This is a genomic window from Caldicellulosiruptor morganii, assembly GCF_026810225.1.
GTDB lineage: Bacteria > Bacillota > Thermoanaerobacteria > Caldicellulosiruptorales > Caldicellulosiruptoraceae > Caldicellulosiruptor > Caldicellulosiruptor morganii.
Window position 1 is genome coordinate 2176979 of record NZ_CP113865.1, and the last position, 22444, is coordinate 2199422.

At 36.9% G+C, this 22444-nt stretch carries 12 protein-coding genes; 1 reads left to right on the top strand and 11 read right to left on the bottom strand.

Annotated elements, in window-relative coordinates; all coding sequences use genetic code 11:
• Positions 1 to 5: 5 nt before the first annotated feature.
• The 7 genes from OTK00_RS10850 to OTK00_RS10880 form a co-directional block, all read right to left on the bottom strand.
• On the bottom strand, positions 6 to 935 hold the full coding sequence (locus OTK00_RS10850) for a UDP-glucuronic acid decarboxylase family protein (RefSeq protein WP_045168817.1): 930 nt from the start codon (positions 933 to 935) through the stop codon (positions 6 to 8).
• Positions 932 to 2290 (bottom strand): UDP-glucose dehydrogenase family protein, encoded by a 1359-nt coding sequence (locus OTK00_RS10855; RefSeq protein WP_241765525.1) that lies wholly within the window; start codon positions 2288 to 2290, stop codon positions 932 to 934. Before OTK00_RS10855 ends, OTK00_RS10850 begins: the two co-directional genes overlap by 4 nt.
• 47 nt (positions 2291 to 2337) lie before the next feature.
• Positions 2338 to 3729 (bottom strand): sugar transferase, encoded by a 1392-nt coding sequence (locus OTK00_RS10860; RefSeq protein WP_082054595.1) that lies wholly within the window; start codon positions 3727 to 3729, stop codon positions 2338 to 2340.
• Positions 3730 to 3746: 17 nt separating this feature from the next.
• On the bottom strand, positions 3747 to 4676 hold the full coding sequence (gene fcl, locus OTK00_RS10865; protein ID WP_045168815.1) for a GDP-L-fucose synthase: 930 nt from the start codon (positions 4674 to 4676) through the stop codon (positions 3747 to 3749).
• 14 nt (positions 4677 to 4690) lie between these two features.
• Positions 4691 to 5779 (bottom strand): GDP-mannose 4,6-dehydratase, encoded by a 1089-nt coding sequence (gmd, locus tag OTK00_RS10870; protein ID WP_045168814.1) that lies wholly within the window; start codon positions 5777 to 5779, stop codon positions 4691 to 4693.
• Positions 5780 to 5816: 37 nt separating this feature from the next.
• Positions 5817 to 6380: a hypothetical protein gene (locus OTK00_RS10875; RefSeq protein WP_045168813.1), complete on the bottom strand. Its 564-nt coding sequence runs from the start codon at positions 6378 to 6380 to the stop codon at positions 5817 to 5819.
• A gap of 98 nt (positions 6381 to 6478) precedes the next feature.
• Complete coding sequence (locus tag OTK00_RS10880) at positions 6479 to 9316, bottom strand: S-layer homology domain-containing protein (RefSeq protein ID WP_052670820.1); 2838 nt, start codon at positions 9314 to 9316, stop codon at positions 6479 to 6481.
• Between the two features lie 510 nt (positions 9317 to 9826).
• On the opposite strand from OTK00_RS10880, the gene OTK00_RS10885 reads away from it, so the two are divergent.
• Positions 9827 to 11071, top strand: a complete 1245-nt coding sequence (locus OTK00_RS10885; RefSeq protein WP_045168518.1) for an IS110 family RNA-guided transposase — start codon at positions 9827 to 9829, stop codon at positions 11069 to 11071.
• Between the two features lie 883 nt (positions 11072 to 11954).
• Here the strand turns inward: OTK00_RS10885 and OTK00_RS10890 are convergent.
• From OTK00_RS10890 to OTK00_RS10905, 4 genes are all read right to left on the bottom strand, one after another.
• Positions 11955 to 13496: a WG repeat-containing protein gene (locus OTK00_RS10890; protein ID WP_045168812.1), complete on the bottom strand. Its 1542-nt coding sequence runs from the start codon at positions 13494 to 13496 to the stop codon at positions 11955 to 11957.
• A gap of 113 nt (positions 13497 to 13609) precedes the next feature.
• Positions 13610 to 15067, bottom strand: coding sequence for a hypothetical protein (locus tag OTK00_RS10895; protein WP_052670818.1), 1458 nt, complete (start codon positions 15065 to 15067; stop codon positions 13610 to 13612).
• 33 nt (positions 15068 to 15100) lie between these two features.
• Complete coding sequence (locus OTK00_RS10900) at positions 15101 to 16786, bottom strand: glycosyltransferase family 39 protein (RefSeq protein ID WP_045168811.1); 1686 nt, start codon at positions 16784 to 16786, stop codon at positions 15101 to 15103.
• 284 nt (positions 16787 to 17070) lie between these two features.
• On the bottom strand, positions 17071 to 22353 hold the full coding sequence (locus OTK00_RS10905) for a glycoside hydrolase family 9 protein (protein WP_045168810.1): 5283 nt from the start codon (positions 22351 to 22353) through the stop codon (positions 17071 to 17073).
• Positions 22354 to 22444 lie beyond the last annotated feature (91 nt).

Here is a 22444-nt window from a genome sequence, read left to right on the forward strand (position 1 = left end):
TTCATTCAGATTAGCTTTCTGAAATAATCAATGGTTTTTAGTAATCCTTCTTTCACGGCAGTTTTCGGTTCCCAACCCAGTATTCTTTTTGCACAAGAAATGTCTGGTTTCCTTCTTTCCGGATCATCTTCTGGCAGAGGTAAATATTCAACTTTACTTTTGCTGTCTGTCAGTTTTATAATCATCTCAGCCAGATCTCTTATTGTATATTCCTCTGGATTTCCAATATTTACTGGTTCATGGTATTCAACCTCCATTAATCTTAGAATACCTTCAATCAAATCATCAATATATTGGAAGCTTCTGGTTTGTTTCCCATCACCATAAATTGTAATGGGTTCATTTTTAAGTGCCTGAGTAATAAAGTTTGAAACAACTCTACCATCATTTGGATCCATTTTGGGACCGTAGGTATTGAATATTCTAACAATTCTTACTGATAAACCATATTTTCTTCTATACGCAGCAATCAGAGCTTCGGCATATCTTTTAGACTCGTCATAAACACTTCGAGGACCTATGGGATTAACATTACCCCAGTAACTCTCTGTTTGGGGATGAACTAAAGGATTACCATATACTTCACTGGTAGAACTAAATAAAAACTTTGCCCCTTTTCTCCGAGCCAATTCAAGTAAATGCAAAGTGCCTTCACTGTTTACTCTCATGGTCTCTACAGGATATTTCAAGTATTTAGGAGGACTCGCTGGGCTTGCCAAATGAACAATCCAATCAAGTTCTTCTTCTATGTCAATAGGTTCAATTACATCGTGATTCATAAAAGTAAAATTTGAAGTATTTAAAAACTCTTCAATGTTCTCAATTCTCCCTGTTATGAGGTTATCAACCCCTATAACCCTGTGGCCCTCGGTTAATAGTCGCTCAACAAGGTTGCTGCCTATGAAACCACATGCACCTGTTATTAAATATCTCATCTCCCTACCCCCACATATTTAAAATTCAGCTTGCTTAATTGTTCTTCATCCAATGCATTTCTCCCATCTACAATCAAATTCCCTGCCATTATATTCTTCACTTTTTCCCAATCCAGTTCTTTGTACTCATCCCAATCTGTTACAAGAATTAATGCATCACAATCTTCTACCATTTGATAAACATCTTCATTCACCACTACATTCAAACTGGAATACATACTTCTAAAATTATCCAGTGCTACAGGATCATGTACTTTTAAGTGCGCCCCTCTCTCTAACAATGTTCTTATTATATCAATAGCCGGTGAATCTCTCAGGTCATCAGTATTTGGCTTAAATGCCAACCCCAGGATTCCTATTGTTTTGCCCTTTACAATCTTTAATTTTTCATAAAGCTTTTCTATAATTCTTTTCCTTTGAAGATAATTTACTTTTCTAACTGCTTCAATAATGTGCATTTCAAGTCCATATTCTTTGCCCATCTCAACCAATGCTGCAGTATCTTTACCAAAGCAGCTGCCACCCCAGCCAACTCCTGCATTTAAAAACTTTGAACCTATTCTTGAGTCAAGTCCAATTCCCTTGGCAATTTCCTTAATATCGGCTCCAACTTTTTCGCACAGGTTTGCTATTTCGTTTATAAAACTAATCTTTGTCGCTAAGAATGCGTTGGATGCATATTTTATTAATTCAGCCGACACTAAGTTTGTAGTAATTATTGGTACAGCACTCAACCCGTTGGGTCGAGGTAGAAACGGAGGTGGATTAAAACTCTGATTCATTATTGGGCGGAACAATTCCAGCAAAACTTCAAAAGCCCGATTATTATCAGCACCAATAACAATTCTTTCTGGATAAAAGGCATCATACAATGCAGAGCCTTCTCTTAAAAATTCAGGATTGGAGGCAACAACAAAGTTATGTCCTTGATTGCTTCTACACTTATCATTAAGGTTGGTTTTAATAACTGACTCAACCCAATTTCCTCCTCCTACAGGAACAGTTGACTTGTTAACAATTACTTTAAATTTACCATTCAGATATCTTCCTATCTCTTTTGCCGCTGCTGTTAAACCTGTTAGATCTGGTTTCCCATCTTTATCAGGTGGAGTTCCCACACAAATGAATATGATATCAGCCTTTTCAATTGCCTCCTTGTATTCTGTAGAAAATTCCAAATTACTGTATACTAAATTCAACATCTCTTCAATATATGGTTCATAGAATGGTATAACTCTGTTTTTGAGTTTCTCTATTTTTTGTCTGTCTATGTCAACAAAAATAACTTTATTGCCCAAATATGCAAATAACAAACCTGTTGTCAGCCCCACATAGCCCGTACCTATTACCGACACATTCAAAGCAAATCACCTCACTTTCAAAAAAATCTGTCCGATAATTTTTATCGCCCTGTCATTTTCAAAACAGCCATTATCGTCTTTAGTAATAGTACAATATCTAAAAGCAAGTTTCTCTTCATAACATACTCTTTGTCCATATTCATCCATTCACAATAACTGACGCTGTTTCTACCTGACACCTGCCAAATGCATGTTAAACCCGGCTTCACCGCATGCCTAATCTGGTGTTCTATTTCGCACTCAATCCCTTCACTTGTTGGTAATGGACGCGGACCTACCAAACTCATTTCGCCTTTTAAAACATTTATAAGTTGAGGTAATTCGTCCAAACTAAGTTTTCTTAAAATTTTCCCAATTCTTGTTATTCGTGGATCATTTGTAATCTTGAAAACCGGCCCATCCATTTCATTATATTTTGCTAACTCTTTCTTTCGTTTCTCTGCATCTGGTATCATTGTTCTAAATTTAATGAGTTTGAACCTGCGCCCATTTAAACCAATTCGCTCCTGAATGAAAAAAACCGGTCCTTCTGGAGAATCAATTTTTATTAGTATAGCAATAAGCAGGAAAAGTGGCGACGTTAAAACCAGAGCAGCTGCAGACAATATTATGTCAAACAACCGTTTTACAAATTTGTATACAGTTGAGGTTTCAACCGGTCTTAATTCAAAAATAAGCTTATCATCGACAGCAGCAAAATAAACCTTTTCATTGCCAAATTCATTTCGGAAAATTATCTTCAGCCTTCGCCCTGTTAATTTGCATATGTTGATCACTTTTTGTTGAAATTCCTTATCGAGCGTATCACATGCAAGAATCACAACCTCGTCAACTATTGAATTTTTTACTAAATTGATTAGCATTTCAATCGCAGCATTATATGAACTTTGATCCATATTATCAATTGTAATGTCATGTACTTTGGTTTTCATTTCTTTGTTCAAATTCAAAAAAATATTTTCCAACTTTACAAATTTTAGTTGGTTTTTTGTTCCAATAACTGCTATGTAATAGTCAGTCGAACACTTAAATATTAGTTTTTCAACTTTTAGCAAACCAATTTTAAAGATTGCTTCAAGTAAGATATAAACAATTAGAAATGTTGCAATAAAAATTCTACTTAAGTCAAGCTTGATAACCAAGCTTATACATGCGACATAAACAAATATTAACCCTGCTCTTTTCAATATATGCAGGACAAATAAATTTCTTACAGTTATTTTATTTGTATTTAATTCTTTAGAAAATCCAAAAGCAATTAGTAATAGAAAAATAAAAATTAGTACATATAATAATTTATAGTCACTTTTCTCAAATACTATCTCCTTCTGCCCAAATCTAAATTTATACCCCAAACAAAAAGACAGGCTCAGCGAAATAAAGCTTGTAAAGTTATAAACAATTTTTCTAAATGCCTTGAGCTCATCAATCAATTATGGTCTCTCCTCTTTTATTTATAATTATCAATAAACCATTTATATGTCATTCTGAGTCCTTCTTCTAACCCAACTTTTCTTTGCCAGCCCAAATTCTTAAGTCTTGTTGTATCAAGTAGCTTTCTGGGCGTCCCATCAGGCATTTTTGAATTAAAAACAATTTCACCCTTGTAACCAACAACCTTTTTTATTAGTTCAGCAAGTTCTGCAATAGAAATTTCTTCACCGCTCCCCACATTTATCCACAGTTCGTCATCATAATTCTCCATTAAAAATACACAGGCATCTGCTAAATCATCTACATATAGAAATTCTCTAAGTGGTTTGCCAGTACCCCAAACCTCCACATAGGGATAGTTATTAATCTTTGCTTCATGAAATTTCCTAATCAATGCTGGAATAACATGAGAAGTATTTAAATCAAAATTGTCATTAATTCCATATAAGTTTGTTGGCATGCAACTTATAAAGTTAGCTCCATATTGTCTTTTGTAAAACTGACATAGTTTTAAACCCGCAATTTTGGCTACAGCATATGCCTCATTTGTTTGTTCTAAATATCCCGATAACAGGTATTCCTCCTTCATTGGCTGAGGACAATCTCGAGGATATATGCAAGAACTGCCCAAAAATAAAAGCTTCTTTACTCCAAATTTATATGCACTATGAATAACATTGCATTCTATCATAAGATTCTGATAAATGAACTCTGCCGGGTATGTATTGTTGGCATAAATTCCACCAACTCTTGCAGCAGCTAAAAAAACATATTCCGGCCTGTGTTCTTCAAAAAACCTCTCAACCTCTTCCTGTCGGGTTAGATCTACCTCTTCTCTCCCCTTCAGTATCAGATTAGTATAATTCTCTTTTAAAAGTCGCCTTACAATTGCCGAGCCAACCAGACCACGGTGTCCCGCTACATATATTTTGCTGCTTTTTTCCATTTTTTTATTCCCCTCTATTCAATATAAGTTTGCTGGTATATATATCCTCTATTTTTAAATAATAATTCTTTTTCAACTTCTTTTAAATCAGAGTCCATCATTATTTGAACAAGCTCATCAAATGAAACTGTTGGTTGCCAGCCCAGAACTTCCCTTGCCTTTGATGCGTCACCAACTAATATATCAACCTCAGTAGGTCTGAAATATCTGGGATCCACTTCTATCAGGACTTTTCCTGTGTTCTTGTCAATGCCTTTTTCATAAATACCCTTTCCAATCCATTCTATTTCTATCCCGACATAACTAAAAGCTTTTTCAACAAATTCTCTAACGCTGTGAACTTCACCAGTTGCAATTACATAATCATCAGGTACTTCATGATTCAGTATCATCCACATTGCACGTACATAATCTTTTGCATAACCCCAGTCTCTCTTTGCATCAAGATTACCCAAATAAAGTTTATCTTGAAGTCCGTATCTTATTCGTGCAACTGCACGAGTTATCTTTCTTGTTACAAAAGTCTCTCCTCGTATAGGTGACTCATGATTAAATAATATCCCATTGCATGCAAAGATACCATAAGCTTCCCTGTAATTAACAGTAATCCAGTATGCATACAGCTTAGCAACAGCATAAGGACTTCGTGGATAAAATGGCGTTGTCTCTTTCTGAGGAATTTCTTGAACTTTGCCAAAAAGTTCACTCGTTGATGCCTGGTAGAACCTGGTTTTACTTTCCAATTTCAATATCCTAATAGCTTCTAACAAACGCAGAGTCCCCAGTGCATCTGCATTTGCTGTGTATTCGGGAGATTCAAATGATACCTTGACATGGCTTTGCGCTGCAAGGTTATAAATTTCATCTGGTTGAACTTCTTGAATTATTCTTATCAAATTTGTTGAATCAGTCATATCACCGTAGTGAAGGTAAAATCTCCTGTTTTCACAATGAGGTTCTTCATAGAGATGATCTATTCGCTGTGTGTTAATTAGAGAACTTCTTCTTTTTATACCATGAACCTCATAACCCTTTTCTAATAAATATTCTGCCAAGTAAGCACCATCTTGGCCGGTGATGCCGGTTATCAATGCCTTTTTCATAATTATAACACCTACTCTCTAATATTTATATTATTTATTACTTTTTATAGTATTTGTAATAAATCTCCTTCAATCTGTTCTTCTGCTGGGAACTAAGTCTGGCACTTAATATTTGTTTAAACTTTCCTATTGCCTCAGCTTTTTTACCCGACTTGTACATATTTGTTAGTTCTTTTATTTCAGAGATAGACATTACTGATAAGATAATTTTCATTACTTCAACCTGATCCGAATATGCTATTTTTATATTGCCTGTATTACTTTTTTGCACCTCCGATTGATTAACATTGCTAATACTTTCTTGTGTTTTTACTGAGTCTTCATCAAATTGATTATTTTCCACTAAAATATTTTTAGAATTCACATTTTTTTCGTTTATACCTGGCGTGCGATAAATTTCTCGTTGCACTTCTTCTGGTGTTATAGCATTTTTTGCAATCTTCTCAATTTCTTTTTTTAAATCTTCGTCTTCCATTAACTGTTTAACCATGGTGGGTGATATAATCGAGTTCACAGTTTTCTCCACCATTACGACTATCAGAATACCCACTACAATGATTAAAATTGTTATTATCAAAAGAGTCTTCCTTTTTTTCGTCACTATTACCACTTCCTTCTAAAATGCCTTGAGGTCTCATCAACTGAGACCTCAAGGCAACATATTATTCACAATTTTCTTAAATTGTAACTCCAACCTAATTATTTGAGAAATGCCCTCATAATAACCGCTGCAGTCTCTGCTCTGGTTGCATTGCTCTTGGGCGCAAAAGCATTATTTGCTCTGCCTTCCATTATTCCATTTTCGACCACAGTGGATACATATCCTTTTGCCCACTCTGCAATCTGATCATTGTCAGTAAATGTATATTTTGCCTCTGTAGAATTCGAGATTTTACCAGTCTTCAACAGTACCATTGCAATTATTTTTGTCATTTCTTCTCTTGTAATTGGTGCATTTGGAGCAAACTGCGTTGCACTTCTACCATTTACAATTCCCAAATTATACAATGTAGCAACGTATGGATAGAACCAGTCTGTTTTCTTAACATCTTTAAATTTGGTAACCTCCTGATCTTCCACGTCAAACTGGAAAGCCTGAACAATCATCTTTGCAAACTCTGCTCTTGTCACATTCTTCTGCGGTTTAAATGTTCCATCCAAATAGCCCTCTGTAATACCTTTTGCAGAAACTAATTGAACATATTCAAAATACCATGCCTTTGAATCAACATCCTTATATGTCTTGGAATAATTACCAATATAAATGTATGAGCCAAGTCTATTTATATTTACTATAAAACTGTTCAAAGCTTTTGCGTAGTTACCAGGAACAATACCTGTTCCTAATGTGTCTGCACTGTAAGCAGCATAATTTGTCTCTTTATCAATCTTCTTATTCAAGATTAAAACAATAGATAATGATGGATTCACTTTTGTAAGCATCTCATCACCAGCACTTATACTTACTGCAACAGCCTGTGAAACAGCATCCGAAATTGTTGTCGGCGATACAGTAATAACAACTTTATCACTACTAATAGCTGATTTTGGAACAAAAATCACAAAGTTTTTAGAAGTCAACAATACACCGGTAATCTTGCTGTCACCATTTATCTTTTCAATGGCGTCTTTTTCTATGACAATGTTTGCTTCTTTGTCACCCATTATACCAACTGGCACAGCACCACTAATCATATTTATCAAATTCTTAAATGCCGCATTTTTTATTTTGCCAGCTACAGTGCTCATATATGAAGTTTTTGAAAGTGCATCTGCAACAAAACTGCTGTCTACTGAGTAGGTAATGCTATCTTCACTTTCAATCATCTTTGGAACAACAGCACTTATTGCAAATGCCTTTACGAATATGCTGTAGAGCTCATTTTTTGTTTTCCCATAAATTACCGTTTTCTGAACTGCTGATAATGAGCTATTTTGTACAACTTTATCAAAAGCATTTGCAATATTAACTGCATTATCAATTATGCTCTTTACTTGATTCGTATTGCTGAACTTGTCAATTGCATTTACAATTGTTTGGCTTACTTTTTCAAAGATATCTACTGCATTGTTTGCATCCTTTTCACTGGCCAACTTATTCGCTAATTGCTGTGATAAAGTTACAAATGTATCAATATCACCTGATTTACTTGTCTCATCCATTCTATCTAAAATCTCTGGTATAGTCAAAACCTCAGGAGTCGGTTTGGGAGTTACTGTTGGCTTTGGAACAGGTGTTGATACAGGTGTTTCTGTGGGAGCTACTGTTGGTGTTGGTGTCACAGATGCTGTTGGTTCAGGTGTGACAACAGGACCGACTATCGGACCCGGAATAATTGGACTTCCAATAGGCAATGTTGGTGTTGCTGTTGGGGTTGGTGTTGGTGTCTCTGTTGGTGTTGCTGTTGGGGTTGGTGTTGGTGTCTCTGTTGGTGTTGCTGTTGGGGTTGGTGTTGGTGTCTCTGTTGGTGTTGCTGTTGGGGTTGGTGTTGGTGTCTCTGTTGGTGTTGCTGTTGGGGTTGGTGCTGGTGTCTCTGTTGGTGTTGCTGTTGGGGTTGGTGTTGGTGTCTCTGTTGGTGTTGCTGTTGGGGTTGGTGTTGGTGTCTCTGTTGGTGTTGCTGTTGGGGTTGGTGCTGGTGTCTCTGTTGGTGTTGCTGTTGGGGTTGGTGCTGGTGTCTCTGTTGGTGTTGCTGTTGGGGTTGGTGCTGGTGTCTCTGTTGGTGTTGCTGTTGGGGTTGGTGCTGGTGTCTCTGTTGGGGTTGGTGTTGGTATAACTTCAGTGTAAATTAATCCGAGCGAATCTAAAACAAGTTTTGCACCAACTTTTTCCTGTTCATTTCCAACTAAATTGACGGCATCTACAATAATTTGAAATGCATCTCTTATTGCCAACTTATTGTCAGCTGACTCAATGGGATCAGTTAACTGAGTATTCAGAAGATCTATTAAATTATAAACTCCATGATCGTAGACATAAAATTTATTTTCTTTCTCATCATATATAATTGGCTTATACTCATTACCAATGTAACTTAATATTATAATTCCATCTCTTACTTTCTTCAAAAGATACTCTGCTTTGCTCACATCACCCACAATTTCTATAAGCTTATTTACAAAATCACCTGCAGCAACATCCAGGGAAACAGTACCATTTACCAGGCTCACAAACCAGCTCTGCCCCTCGTTACTCTGTGAAGGTGGATAACCTGCCATCCAGGAAAGAAGATTTTCTATCGCTGTTTCATCCAATCCCAAAACATCCTTAAGCCTTTGTGCAGCCCCTGGTCCACTCGATAGCTTTTCAAAAGCGTCTATCAAGTATTGCTTACCTTCACCACTTACAAACTTGCTAATAAGTGCAGCAATCTCTTCGGCTGCATTTGAATCTTTAACTGCTGAAATAAACCTACTCAAAATCTCTTCAGTATAGCTCTTGCAGTTGTCATAGGAAGAACTTTGCCCGTATGCAATTATGTTTACCAGTAGAAACGCACATATCATTCCAAGACTAACTATTCTCTTGATTTTTTTCATCACTTTACCTCCTCGTATAATATGATTATCAAATCACTTAAAACTTCATATCTCAATTGGTACATTAAATTATTAGTACCAATTGATTACTGGAAACTGACCTTGATAACAAAGCTTTTCTTAACACATTCACTTCTTAAAAAATTGAATATTAAAATTGACTGCTACAGTTTAAATTTGCCCTTTATCTCTGGTAAACTAATATCAGAAAAAGTTTAAGCCTGATTTAGTTTATTTGGATATTTTTTGACCACCTCCTGCTGGACGTGCTTTGATATCTGCACGCCACAGCTTGAGAAAGACTGAACCCCAAAGGATTACATGAGTAATGTTTACTCGTTTGCTGTGCACGGTCAGTTTACCACATCTGATTTGAGCATGTCAGATGTGTGCACCCTGTAAACTGCTCCGTAGCTCTAATATCGGCGAGGCTGCATTACATGTAATCCCCAGGGATAAAGGGCAAAACTTTTTTCTAACACCACACACTTTAGAAAGGAGGCCTTTAAATTGCCAAATACTTTAATCGTGGGCATTGATATCAGTAGTCAGTCAAATTCTATCTTCTTCATCGATGATGCCGGAAATCACTTGATTAAAAAACCCTTTTCCTTGCCTAACGATCAAGAAGGTGCTAATGAATTAATCAAAAGAGTCATTGACTGCCTCAGCCAGTATAATCTGTCCTACGTTAAATTCGGCATGGAAGCAACTTCACATTACGGTTGGCATCTGCATTTGTATCTTGCTTCCTCTTCTGAATTACTACCTTACAAACCAACCTTTTACGTGCTCAACCCAAGCATCGTCAAAGGATTTAAAAAGATCTACACTTTCTTGCCTAAAACAGATAACATCGACGCTGTCGTTATTGCTGAATGCGTCAGGTTCAGTAAGCTAAATCCAACACCTTTGCCTGACTTCAAATATGCTGCACTACAACGCCTTACCAGAATGCGCTATCACCTTGTTCATAATCTAACTCGCGAAAAAAACAGAGCTCTCAATCTCATATACCTTAAATTCTCCACTTATTCTCAAGACTGCCCATTTTCTGATATCTTCGGTAAGGCATCTTGCGCTATCATCGAAAACTTCACCCCAGATGATATTGCTTCCATGCCTTTAGAAGATTTAATTAAATTTGTATCTGACAACGGCAACAACAGATTATCAGATGTCAATAAAATCGCTGAAATACTTAAAACCGCTGCTAATCGTTCATACAGATTACATCCTCTGTTGGCTGAGGCAAATGACTTAGCTTTGTCTATGACTCTTGAAAACATTAGATTTATGCAAGAACAACTTAAAAAACTCGACAAAGAAATCTCAAAACTTCTTAAAGCTTTCTCCCAAACCTTGACCACCATCCCTGGCATAGGAGATGTTCTTGCAGCCGGCATCATCGCTGAAATCGGTGATATCAAGCGCTTCAAAAATGAAGCTGCTTTAGCTAAATACTCCGGCCTTGTTTGGACTCAATACCAATCAGGCAATTTCAATGCCCAGGAAACCTCATTGGCTAAGTGTGGTAACCAATACCTGAGATACTATCTTGTTGAGGCTGCTAACTGTGTTAGGGTGCACACAGTCCGTTATAAAGCCTTCTACAACAAGAAGTTCTCAGAGGTTACCAAACATCAGCATAAACGTGCCCTCGTCCTCACCGCAAGACGATTAATTCCTCTGATCTTTGCAATGCTCAGCAAAGGTCAAATATATCAAGAAAGAGGTGATGTTTACAATACTTAGTTAATCCCATTTCTTAATTTAATAATCTTCTCAAAACAAGCTGCCAGTTAAATTTTTCCAGGCTGAGCGGCTCGGTATTCTATTGCCTTTTTTGCCCTAATTATCTAAAAAATTTTTTTAAAAAACCCCCTTGACATTATACCGTTTGTCTTTTTTTAGTACATTTTGTAATTAAATAGACATTTTTTTTGAAAAATTTTGAGTTTCACTTAAGCTTCTAAAAATTTAAATAAGGCTAAAATTTGATGGGCATAATATACTGTTACTTTGTTGAAATTTCTTTTCAGGTAATGTCTATTAGGTACAGCACATCCAAGTACGATTGCCAATAATACACCAGGCTCTTAGCTGCACTCCTATCAACAAAAGCTTCCCTGGAATATCCAAAACCACTGTACATGCGCATTTAAACCTCATTTAGCACTTCCTCAAGGCATAAAGTTTTATCCCCCATCACCTCACTCAATTTTGTATTTTTCGTCAGTAAATTTCCCACACATTGTCTTTAATTAGGAAGACTTAAAAATTTGTCGCTTCTCCAGCCAAGCATTGTTATGGACTTTTTAGAAGCCCTGACACATTAAAATTACCACTTGATATGCTGCAATTTGTTGGTTTGTTTTTGCTGACTATTTTTAGTTTAAGTTTTACCGCAAAATTTTCTACTCTATTATTATACAAAAAAAGGTTTTATATTTTCAACATAAAATTTCTCTAATGGATTTTATCTGTAAGGCATATTTGTATTTTCTGACATATTAGGTTGCACGCTTTCATTCAATTGATTATCCTAATTCATATGCGCAAACTGCTGCGTTATTTCTGTATTGTAATCACTCAAAATATTACCAATTTTAGATAGTGAAAAATTTGTTATATAAGGCTACTTTAGCAGGAATAACAACCTATACTTATTGTTTGGTGTAATGATACCATAAACACTATCATTTATTTTTGAAATTGTTGATGTATTCAAGCTATAAGATAAAACTTTATAGCCTTTTCTCAAAAGGATAAACCATTTAACATCTCTTCGTGCAAAAATAATATTATTGCTGTGTATAATAATTTCATTGTATTTTGCAGAAACAAGTTCTTTTGTATTTAAATCAGCAACTCCCCAATTCCCATTCAACTGAAATGCCACCAGTCCACTTTTTACTTCACCAATTAGATCATATCTAATTGGTAATAATATATCACCATTTAAGTTTAACAATCCCCATTTCTTATTCTTTTGGACTATCATATAATTTTTTTCACCCAACCATATTGCATCATATACAGGTTTTATAACAAATTCCCCTTTTTGATTTACAACCCCCCATTTTTGACCGACTTTAACTGCAGCATAACCTGCGTTAAATTGTGTGATTTCATCACCTTTAACTCTGTTGACAATTTTCTCTTTGTTTATATTAATGAAATAAATAAACCCATCTACATCTTTGACACATATCAGGTTATCAGATGAGAGCATAACCGCATTCCTGTCAAAACTTTGTGTTAAAAACCTTCCTGTTTTAAAGTATATATATGTTCTATTTCCTTTTTTTAATTCGATCCACCCTTCTTTATGTGACCATGCATCTTCATAGGAAGCTGGAACTCTTTGCTGAAAAGTTTGTATATCCAAAATACCCCATTTCCCATCTATCATAATTGGCAGACAATTCTTTACATTGATTCTAAAATCACTAAAATAAAAATTCTCAAACATTTTCTCATTTTTAGTTGATCTGGGTTTGACCACCTTATAACCTTTTTTGTTTTTCACAAGGAAAGTTTCCTCATCTTCAAGGACTTGAACATCATCATAATCAAATGGCACAAGAACTTTATTTTCCAGTGATATGATGCCCCATTTATTATTCTTTTTTGCTGCTATTGTTTTGTTTGTATGTATTATTATGTCTTGATACTGTGGTTTTACCAGATACCTTCCTGTATTGTCTATTATCCCCCATTTACCGCCATAGCATACCGCTGCAATTCCTTTTGTAAAAGACGTTACATTCTGATACTTACAATCAACAACCTCTTTACCATTTATGTTAATAAATCCCCATTTTCCTTCTCTTTTAACAGGCAATAACCTTTCACATTCAGGTAATATCCTTTCAAATTGGGGTTTAACAATAATATGCCCTCGCTTATCCATAATACCCCATTTATCATTTTGTTGAAACATAATAAGATTGCTCCCTGCACTTGCTACATTTTCAAACTCTTCTTTTGATATTTTGAAATACCCATTTGCAATTCTTGCTTTGTATGTATTATATCCAAGCACTGTAATTATTAACATTGGTACAGCAATTGCAACTGCTATAAAAAATTTTTTTAAATAAACCATATTAATGCCTTTTGAAACCTTTTCTACAGTTTTTTTTCTCTTCTTTGCCTTTTTTTTCTTATTTGACACTTTGTCAGTCCCCCTTCCTGCTGTGATAATTATAAGCCTTGTACATTAATAATTGTGTATGATTCAAATAACCTCAAATTATCATTTTTACTTCGGCTCAGCAGAATTAAATTCTATTTGAATTTTATTTGCTGACTCTTTATCTTAAGTGCTTCTAAAGTAAGAACAGTTACTATTAAAACTGATGCAAAACAATTAATACACGATACTATGGTGTTCATAGCATCCTGTTTGATAAAATAGGTGTTCCTAAAGGCGTATTTTAGCACATCAGCTGTATTAATAAAAGACAAAATAGAAATACCTATTGTTATAAAAAACCACTTTTCTTTTCTCGTAAATTTAAAGACTAAAAGTGAAAATATTAGCGTATATATCAGGTATCTTTCATGCATTCCAGTCATAAAATTAAAAGTTACCAGGCCTATCAGAAAAAACGAAGTGCAAAGCCCTTCAGCATAAGCAAATGTATCCTCATTGTCATTTTTCCGTGTTTTGTTATCAAACTTAGATATCAGAATCAAAACACTGAGAGTGTATACAAACAGCAGTACAATTATATTAATGATGTTGTACATCGAACCCAATTTCACCCAGTTGAGTCCCAATGCATAGTAAATGTTGTATGCATTTACTGTATAATAGGGATATTCACCCGCAATTTTTTTATAAAATTCTATTAACCACAGGTAATTATGATAAGGCATAAATGCCAAATAAAATCCAGCACACACAATAATAAAGCCAATAATTTCACCAAAAACAAATTTAACATCCTTCTTCCCCATCAATCGATAAAGCCACGTAAAAAATACTGCAGGAAGGAATAACAACACCTGAGGCTTTGTAAATGTCAAAAAGCCAAGAACCACTCCACCAAATGTGTACCAATTATACCTAATACACAAAACATATAACATAAATAAAAACAGGACAAAATTATCAGTTTGCCCCCACATTGAAGACAACAAAATTAATACAGGACTCAAGGCAACAAAAATTTCAATTTTCTTCTCATTTTTTGTACCATGCTGTTTCAATGTACCAAGCAGAAGTACAATTCCAATATCCGACATTATATTCGGTATCTTTACTAAGAAGGTATCAATAGTATTGTTGATTGATAACTTTACGGCGATTGACTTTATCAATCCGATTATAATCAAATAACCAGGAAAATAGTCAATAAATATTCCTTTTTCGTATAATTCAAATGGTTCTGTTGCAGCAATATTCATCCATGCACGAAAACAGTTAATATCAATTGGATGCCCAGTAGTATTAATTCCTAAAATAAGCCTTATTAAAGTTGCAATAATTAAAAAGTACAAATAACTGTTTGAATTTGTAACAAAAGAACTTTCGGAAAAAAGCAAAAAGTAAGCATAAATTACTACCGCATAAAAAGCAAAGAAATACAAAGAAATAACGTCAAAATTATTTGAATTTACTCCCATATCTTTTGCATGCAAACCAAATTCGAAAATCCACCACACAATCATTAAAACTAAAAACATGGAAATAAAAAGTAGTTTATATGATAGAGAGTTTTTTTCTGCTTTCTTTTGCATTTTACCTTCTATCCCCTTTAGTTAAAAATACATCTAAAAAATCCAGCTTTTCATTATTTTAAGCATATCAATATATTTTGTGGATACTGTCACTCCTGATATTACAGGATAGTATAGGACAAACATAATTATTGTTAAAATATTTAAGCCTATGAGAATTTTATTTTTTACCTTTTCGGCAGCTTTTATCTTTTTCAAAACCATAATTATTGCAATGTACAACCATGGAATTGCCAAGTAGTAGTGGTATATAAATCTTATTCTTCCAATAAACATCCATGGCACTATTGAAAATATGTAACATAATATTACAGCCCAACTCTTCCACTCTTTCTCTTTTGAAGTTACTGTCATAATAGTAAGTAGAGCAATACTCAAAAGTCCTACTCCCCACATTACTGGATTGCCCAGCATTGCAATGGTGGATTTTAAATTCGAAGGTAACGAAACATCAAAATATGCCCATAGTGGTTTTGTTGACAATAACCACTGATACCATTCAGATGAAAATGGATGAGTTGCATTTAAAGTTGAATGGTACTTCCATATATGATTTTGAAGCATTACAAAGTCACCTACGAGTCCTTTTGGTAGTCCATAGTAGGGATATTTGATTATAATTGGTAGATATGTCAAATAATATGGGACAATGAATCCTACGGCTGATAGTACAAGTCTTTTAGCAATTTTGCTTAGTTTTGCTTTCGTTTTATAGCATGTTAATATGAATGCAAAAACAACTCCTACGAGTAAGGGTATAAGTGGAAATATTGCATTCCATTTGCAGGCAAATGCCATCCCTGCAAATGTGAAAGTTAAATAGTAATTTAGGGTAGTGTTTGAATTTTCGTTTTTCTGTTCGCATATTAAATTTATATAGTTCATTGCAAATATCGCAGTCAAAATGTCAAAAAGCAGGCTAAATGTATCCAAATTTGCTATTCTCGATAAAGTAAAGTGCATAAAATCTGTCGCAATCAAGACTAAAAGAGTAAAACTTTCAATCGTTGAAAACTTAAAATGTTTACTCACAAGCAAAATTAAAAACCCTATCAGCAGTGTTCCTCCCAAAAGATTAATAATTCTCCAGCCAAATGGATTACCCCCAAAAATACATATGCCAACTGAGATTAACCATTTCCCCAGCGGGGGATGAACTAAATCATATGGAGGTAACCCTTTAGCAAATTCATAAGCAGTCCTTGCATGATAAATTTCATCAAAATAGGAACTAAATTTGTAGTTTGTCACTTGCGACATTTTGGATTGCTCATCCACTAAATTTCTCAGCTCACCCTCATACTTTGTACCGCTTATCAAGCTTATGTTTGAATCTTCTAAGTTGATAACTCTGCCTTTTTCGTCTTTAATGGCTATTTCTCTAATTTCAAAAACTCCATTTGTGATAAGTATAACTTTATCTACTTCTGCATTTAAAATTACATTTTTGGCCTGGAAAAAAGTAGGCTGAAGTGACTGTTGAAGTACCAAACTATTGTCTCTATAAAACTGACAGTCTATTTTACCTTCGCCATATCCAAAATATACTAAAAATTCTTTCACATATGGTTTCTTGCCCAGGTCAATACTTATTGTAGCTACATCCAGTGGTTTCCAGTATGTCTCTGGTATATTTCGTGCACCTATAGTCGATATTTGTACTAAAAAGTATGCTACCATTACTAAAATTGTAGCAGCAATTATCTTTTTATCTTTCATTTACTGATACATCCTCCTATGTAATATTTCTCCGTGCTTCTTTTGAATTTTTAAATTGTATTTGTAATTAAATCCCTCTACGTTTATTTGCAATAATTTAAGTCAATTATAACAATTTTCTAATGTTATAATCAATAGAATTTCGAATTCAAATCATTTAAAACAAAGTTATCGTCTGTTTTATAATTTAAACATCTCTAACTGTATTAGAATAAGTGATTATAAGACACTGCTGCACATATCAACTTTTACCATGCAGCAGTGTCTCCATTTTTATCCTTTTTCTACTTTGAAGAGGTTAAAACAATGTGGTATACCGTCAGATTCGGTACTTCTATGGTGATTGTGTTGTTTTGTATATTGCTGAGCACTCCTATCTTCCTGATTTGAGAGCTTGTACTGTCAAACCCGTATATCTCTCCACCTGTGTATACCCTGGTATTATTCATCTTTATCTCTGCCTTCAGTTTCCTGTCATAATTCCTGTTAATTAATATAATATGCACAGTCGAATCATCTTCTCCCTCAATTGAAGCATATACCGGCATGTTCTCAACGTCAGTTGTCTCAGCGCTCACACACGTTGAACCGTATCTCGAACCTTTCCCATCATAGTTGAGATAAATGTTGTACGCCGCCTGTGCATAGCTCCCCGAATCTCCCCATCTTGCTGCCATGTATACTCCATACTTGCCGAATATCCCTAAGACATCTGCTAAAGCTATTCCTCCCGATATGTGGTCCTTCCCTCCATAATCAAACTCAGTTATAGCAAGTTTGGTACCAGGATAATACTTGTCTATATCTGCCTTTATATTTGGAAGCAGTGGTAGATATTCCGGAAACCATTGATTTATCCAGCTATTTTCTCCCGCTGTTATCTGACCCTTCTGTGCAGTTTTATATGTCGGATCCCATAGCGTTCTCGGTGCCTGCATCCTCGCTATTGCCACATCCCTTGAAGTATTATTTTCACCGTCAAAGCATATTCGCACACCGCCACCCTGTGCCTCCGGGTACCAGTGTATGTCAAGCACATCCAATAACCTCTTCCCAAAACTATCCGAGGCCTTCTTCATCTGTTCAAGATACCAGCTCAAAAACCATCTGTGATTTCCTTTAACCTGATTCCAGTCAGGTGCATCCTGCAATGTTAAATATCCCGCAAAACCATACGATGCAGGTCCAAAAACTTCTGCATCCGGATCAAGTGTCTTTATTACCTTCGCCAGCTCCACCGATTTATTTATCAATTCACTGCAGGTTACCTTCTGTGGATGAATTCGCGGATGAGTAGCCGACCATAAGTCCGGCTCGTTGTCAAGTATATATCCTTTAATTCCCGTCGCAGACGATGCTTTGCCATACTTGTTAATCAAATAGTTAATAAACTCATCCATATATACATAGTTATCATTAACGTCAGGCTGCAATGACAGTGCACCATCTTTTTTAAACTTGACTTCAGCCCATCTCGGTGAAGGTGCTGTCTCTGACTCGCTCACTGTACCATTACCATCTTTTGCTACATAACCTGCCATCTGCAATGTGATGGCTGAATATGCATTTTGTTTTATTGACTGCTCGTGAAATTTGCTTACAACAGCTGCTGGAACTTTCTTATCATTCCCTGTTATACCCATAATATAACACATATAATCATCGCTCGAATGATACCAGTCACTCCCCGCATTGGACATATTGTTCTCCCAGTTGTAACCCGTCAATCTGTTCCCACCAAGTCGTCTTGCAGGGTGAACAACACCCTGGATATCCTGATTTGCTCCATAAATATACGGACTTATTTTTGTTCTTCCACTGGACGTATCGATCGATATTTTAACATCGGGGGTCACCGCAGGCGTTGGAGTTGGGGTCACCGTAACAGTCGGTGTTGGTGTCGGTGTTGGCGTCACTGTCGGGGTCGGTGCCGGGGTTGGTGTCACTCCACCCGCCGGCTTTGTACCCCTGCTCGGCTCTCTTCCCCATACTATCGCATCATCTATATACCCCGTTACCTTCTCGTTCTCTATATAGCTCGTCACACTTCTTACCGAATAGTCATTCGACTGATTGTAGCTGCCGCTGCTCTTCTGTATGCTTAGCCTTATCTCCTTCGTGCTCTGACCCGCTGCCAAAACACCCGCTCCACTCTTAAAACCTACCTCTACATAATAGTCCGCTCCGCCTGCATTCGCCCTAAGCTTCACTACCCTCACATCTATATACGCAGGATTTATGCTGCTTGCTACACTTACACTCTGCGTCGCCTCTCCATCTATCGTGTACCAGTATCTTACCTTAACCCTGCTAAGATCTACCGCCGTCGTCCCTACATTCTCTATCTTTATCTTCGGATTCAATACATTCGTCGTGCTGCTCAAATTACCATTCGCATACCATACCTTGATCTGGGCGTTCCTGCCCGGCTCTTTGCCCCATACAAGTACATCATCTATATACCCCGTTACCTTCTCGTTCTCTATATAGCTCGTCACACTTCTTACCGAATAGTCATTCGACTGATTGTAGCTGCCGCTGCCCTTCTGTATGCTTAGCCTTATCTCCTTCGTGCTCTGACCCGCTGCCAAAACACCTGCTCCACTCTTAAAACCTACCTCTACATAATAGTCCGCTCCGCCTGCATTCGCCCTAAGCTTCACAAACTTCACATCTATATACGCAGGATTTATGCTGCTTGCTACACTTACATTCTGCGTCGCCTCTCCATCTATCGTGTACCAGTATCTTACCTTAACCCTGCTAAGATCTACCGCCGTCGTCCCTACATTCTCTATCTTTATCTTCGGATTCAATACATTCGTCGTACTACTCAAATTACCATTCGCATACCATACCTTCAGCGCACCGTAACTCTCACTCGGTATCCAGTAACTCCCACCTGCCGGTGATGCCGTCGGTGCCGGTGTTGGCATTACACTCACTGTCGGTGTCGGGGTCGCTGTCGCTGTAGGTGTGGGTGTAGGTGTTGGGGTTGGTGTTGATGTTACTGTAGGCCTTGGCGTTGGTGTTGCTGTGCTTGTCGGTGCAGGTGTCGCTCCTCCCGGCTCCTGCCCCCATACCAGAACTCCATCTACATACAGCGTTACCTTCGTATTCTCTCCATAATTCGTCATGCTCTGCATCCATGACCAGTCGTCTGCCTGATTGTAATTGCTCCAGTCATTCTTGTTAAACCTTACCTGTATATCCCCTGTGTCCTTTCCAGGCTGCAGCTGCCCAGCTCCACTGCTAAACCCTACCTCCAAGTAATAATCCGCTCCACTCACTCCGCTGCTCAGCTTCACAAAGTTGAATGTCACATTGCTTGCTCCTATCTGTGCCCAGTCACATACCGCACTCTGCGGCTTGTCACCATCCACCGTGTACCAGTATCTTATCTTAACTCTGCTAAGATCAACACTGCTGCTGCCTCCATTCACTATCTTAAACCATGGCCTTATTGATGCCGCACTCGCACTCGTCTCATTGTTCTTGTACAGTACCTTCAATCCACTTCCCGTACCAGGTGCACCCGTCGGTGTCGGGGTTGGTGTCGGAGTTACACTTACTGTTGGTGTCGGGGTTGGCGTTGGTGTTGGTGTAACTGTCACCGTCGGTGTCGGGGTCGAAGTTGGTGTTGCTGTTGGTGCAGGTGTGGATGTCGCAGCACCCGGCTCTAAACCCCATACCAGATTATTATTATCATATGCGGCAATATATTTATTTTTTTCTAATTGACTGGTTAATCCTTTATATGAAGGATCATTAGTCGGATCCCATGGATACCCCTGCGGAACAGATATTTTAAATTGAGCCTGCTTTTTGTGTTCAACTTCACCGCCAGGATATATCTTTGTTCCACTAAAATCCACAAGAACATAGTATATATTCCTATTCTTGTCCCATACATAAGGACCGCTAATTTTTCCTCCTTCGATGTAGTATGTGTCAACTTTGACAACATCAGGCGAATATCCTGCCTGGACTAATTCTGTTAGGTCAATAAAATATTTAAAACTGAGTTTATCGGTTACTCTCGGTGGCCACCCAGTTCGATTATAGATATAGGAAATTACTTCGGTATAATTTGGACCCTGTGAATTCCCGAATTTCGATTCGACAAAAATTTCATCATTTGTCGGCGTTTCAATTGCTTTAAAGTTATCAATAGGCTCTCCTCCATATAGCTGGTACATCTTTGCCAGTGCGCCAACAATTCCAGCATTATAATCGCAGGCAACCTCATTTTGTACATAATCGGTAATGTCATCATTATAACTATCATCACTACCAGGACCACCAACCAGTGCTCCATATAATATGTGTCTGTGATACTCGGGTATTTTCATGCTGTTAGCCCATGAACTGTGCGCATTCCTGTGATGCGGATGTTGCGGATAATTGGTGCCAAATCCTACTACAAAACTTCTACCTGTGGAACCCAGTGCATAGTCAATCTGGCTTTTTGCAAAGTTCAAATATTTGGTCTTTTTGTTCGAATCGCACCCTGACCAGTCTGCATAGACACATGCTAAAAATGCAGCTGTTGTCGCATATCTTAATGAACCCCATCCTGTCAGATATGCCATCCCTTTCGGCGTATACGTAATTCTGTCAGTCCAATAGTCTAAGTTTCTCTCTACAGCTCCTTTATATAACTCTTTCCCTGTAATCTTTGCAAGCATGATCAATGTTCCATATCGAACATCATCCCAGCATTGTGTCCATGTATTTGTTCCATTAGCATATTCTGACATCAACTCTTCTGCTTTCGCCAAATAACTACTGTCATTTGTTGCAATATAAAGCCATACAGCAGCCCATCCAAGATCATCTATAAAGCCACCCGATGTGTAGAAACCTGTTGCAGCAGTATACCCAGCATCACTTCTTGTGGTATCTGCAAACTCAAACAGGTCTTTGGCATGTTGGAGATAAGAGACTGCTTTCTGAGAGTTTCTTTCTTTTATAACAATTGAAGCCACTGCAAGAGATGCAGCTGTTTCTGCTACTACAGAGGATGCTGGATTTGATAAATCACACTTATATGCTGGACGCTTCATTTGCATTACTTCTGCCGGTCCCCAAAAATTGTGATCTGCAATTGGATCCCCAACCTGATAATAATATACATATTTTGAAGGATGACACTTTACAAAGTAGTCATTTGCCCACTCTATTTGATTTAAAATGTGCTCCAGTTGTTTGCTCTTTACAAATGCATCCTTATATTCATAAACAGCCCACCCCAGCATTGAAGCACTGTACGACATTGGTAGGTTAAACTTTACGTGATCACCTGCGTCATGCCAGCCACCTGTCAAATCAAGCCCTACATCCTTGCCATCATCTAAGCCAGAGTCACCCCTCCAATTGTTCCTTACCCAGGAAGGTAGTTTCCCTGACATTTGGAATTCATAAAACATTATTGTTTTCTGTAGTGCCTCACCGTAATTATATGTTCCCCCTGCATAAGCTTTTACAGGCATGATTCCAGGAAAACATACTGAAAGTATCAAAACAAATAAAACAATTATCGAAAAAGCTCTCTTAATTACTTTCATTTTTTTGCATCCTACCCCTCTCTTAACTTATTTTGTTTTTATTTAACTTTTCAAATTGGGGAAGTAGCACAGAGCGGTGCTACTTCCCTTC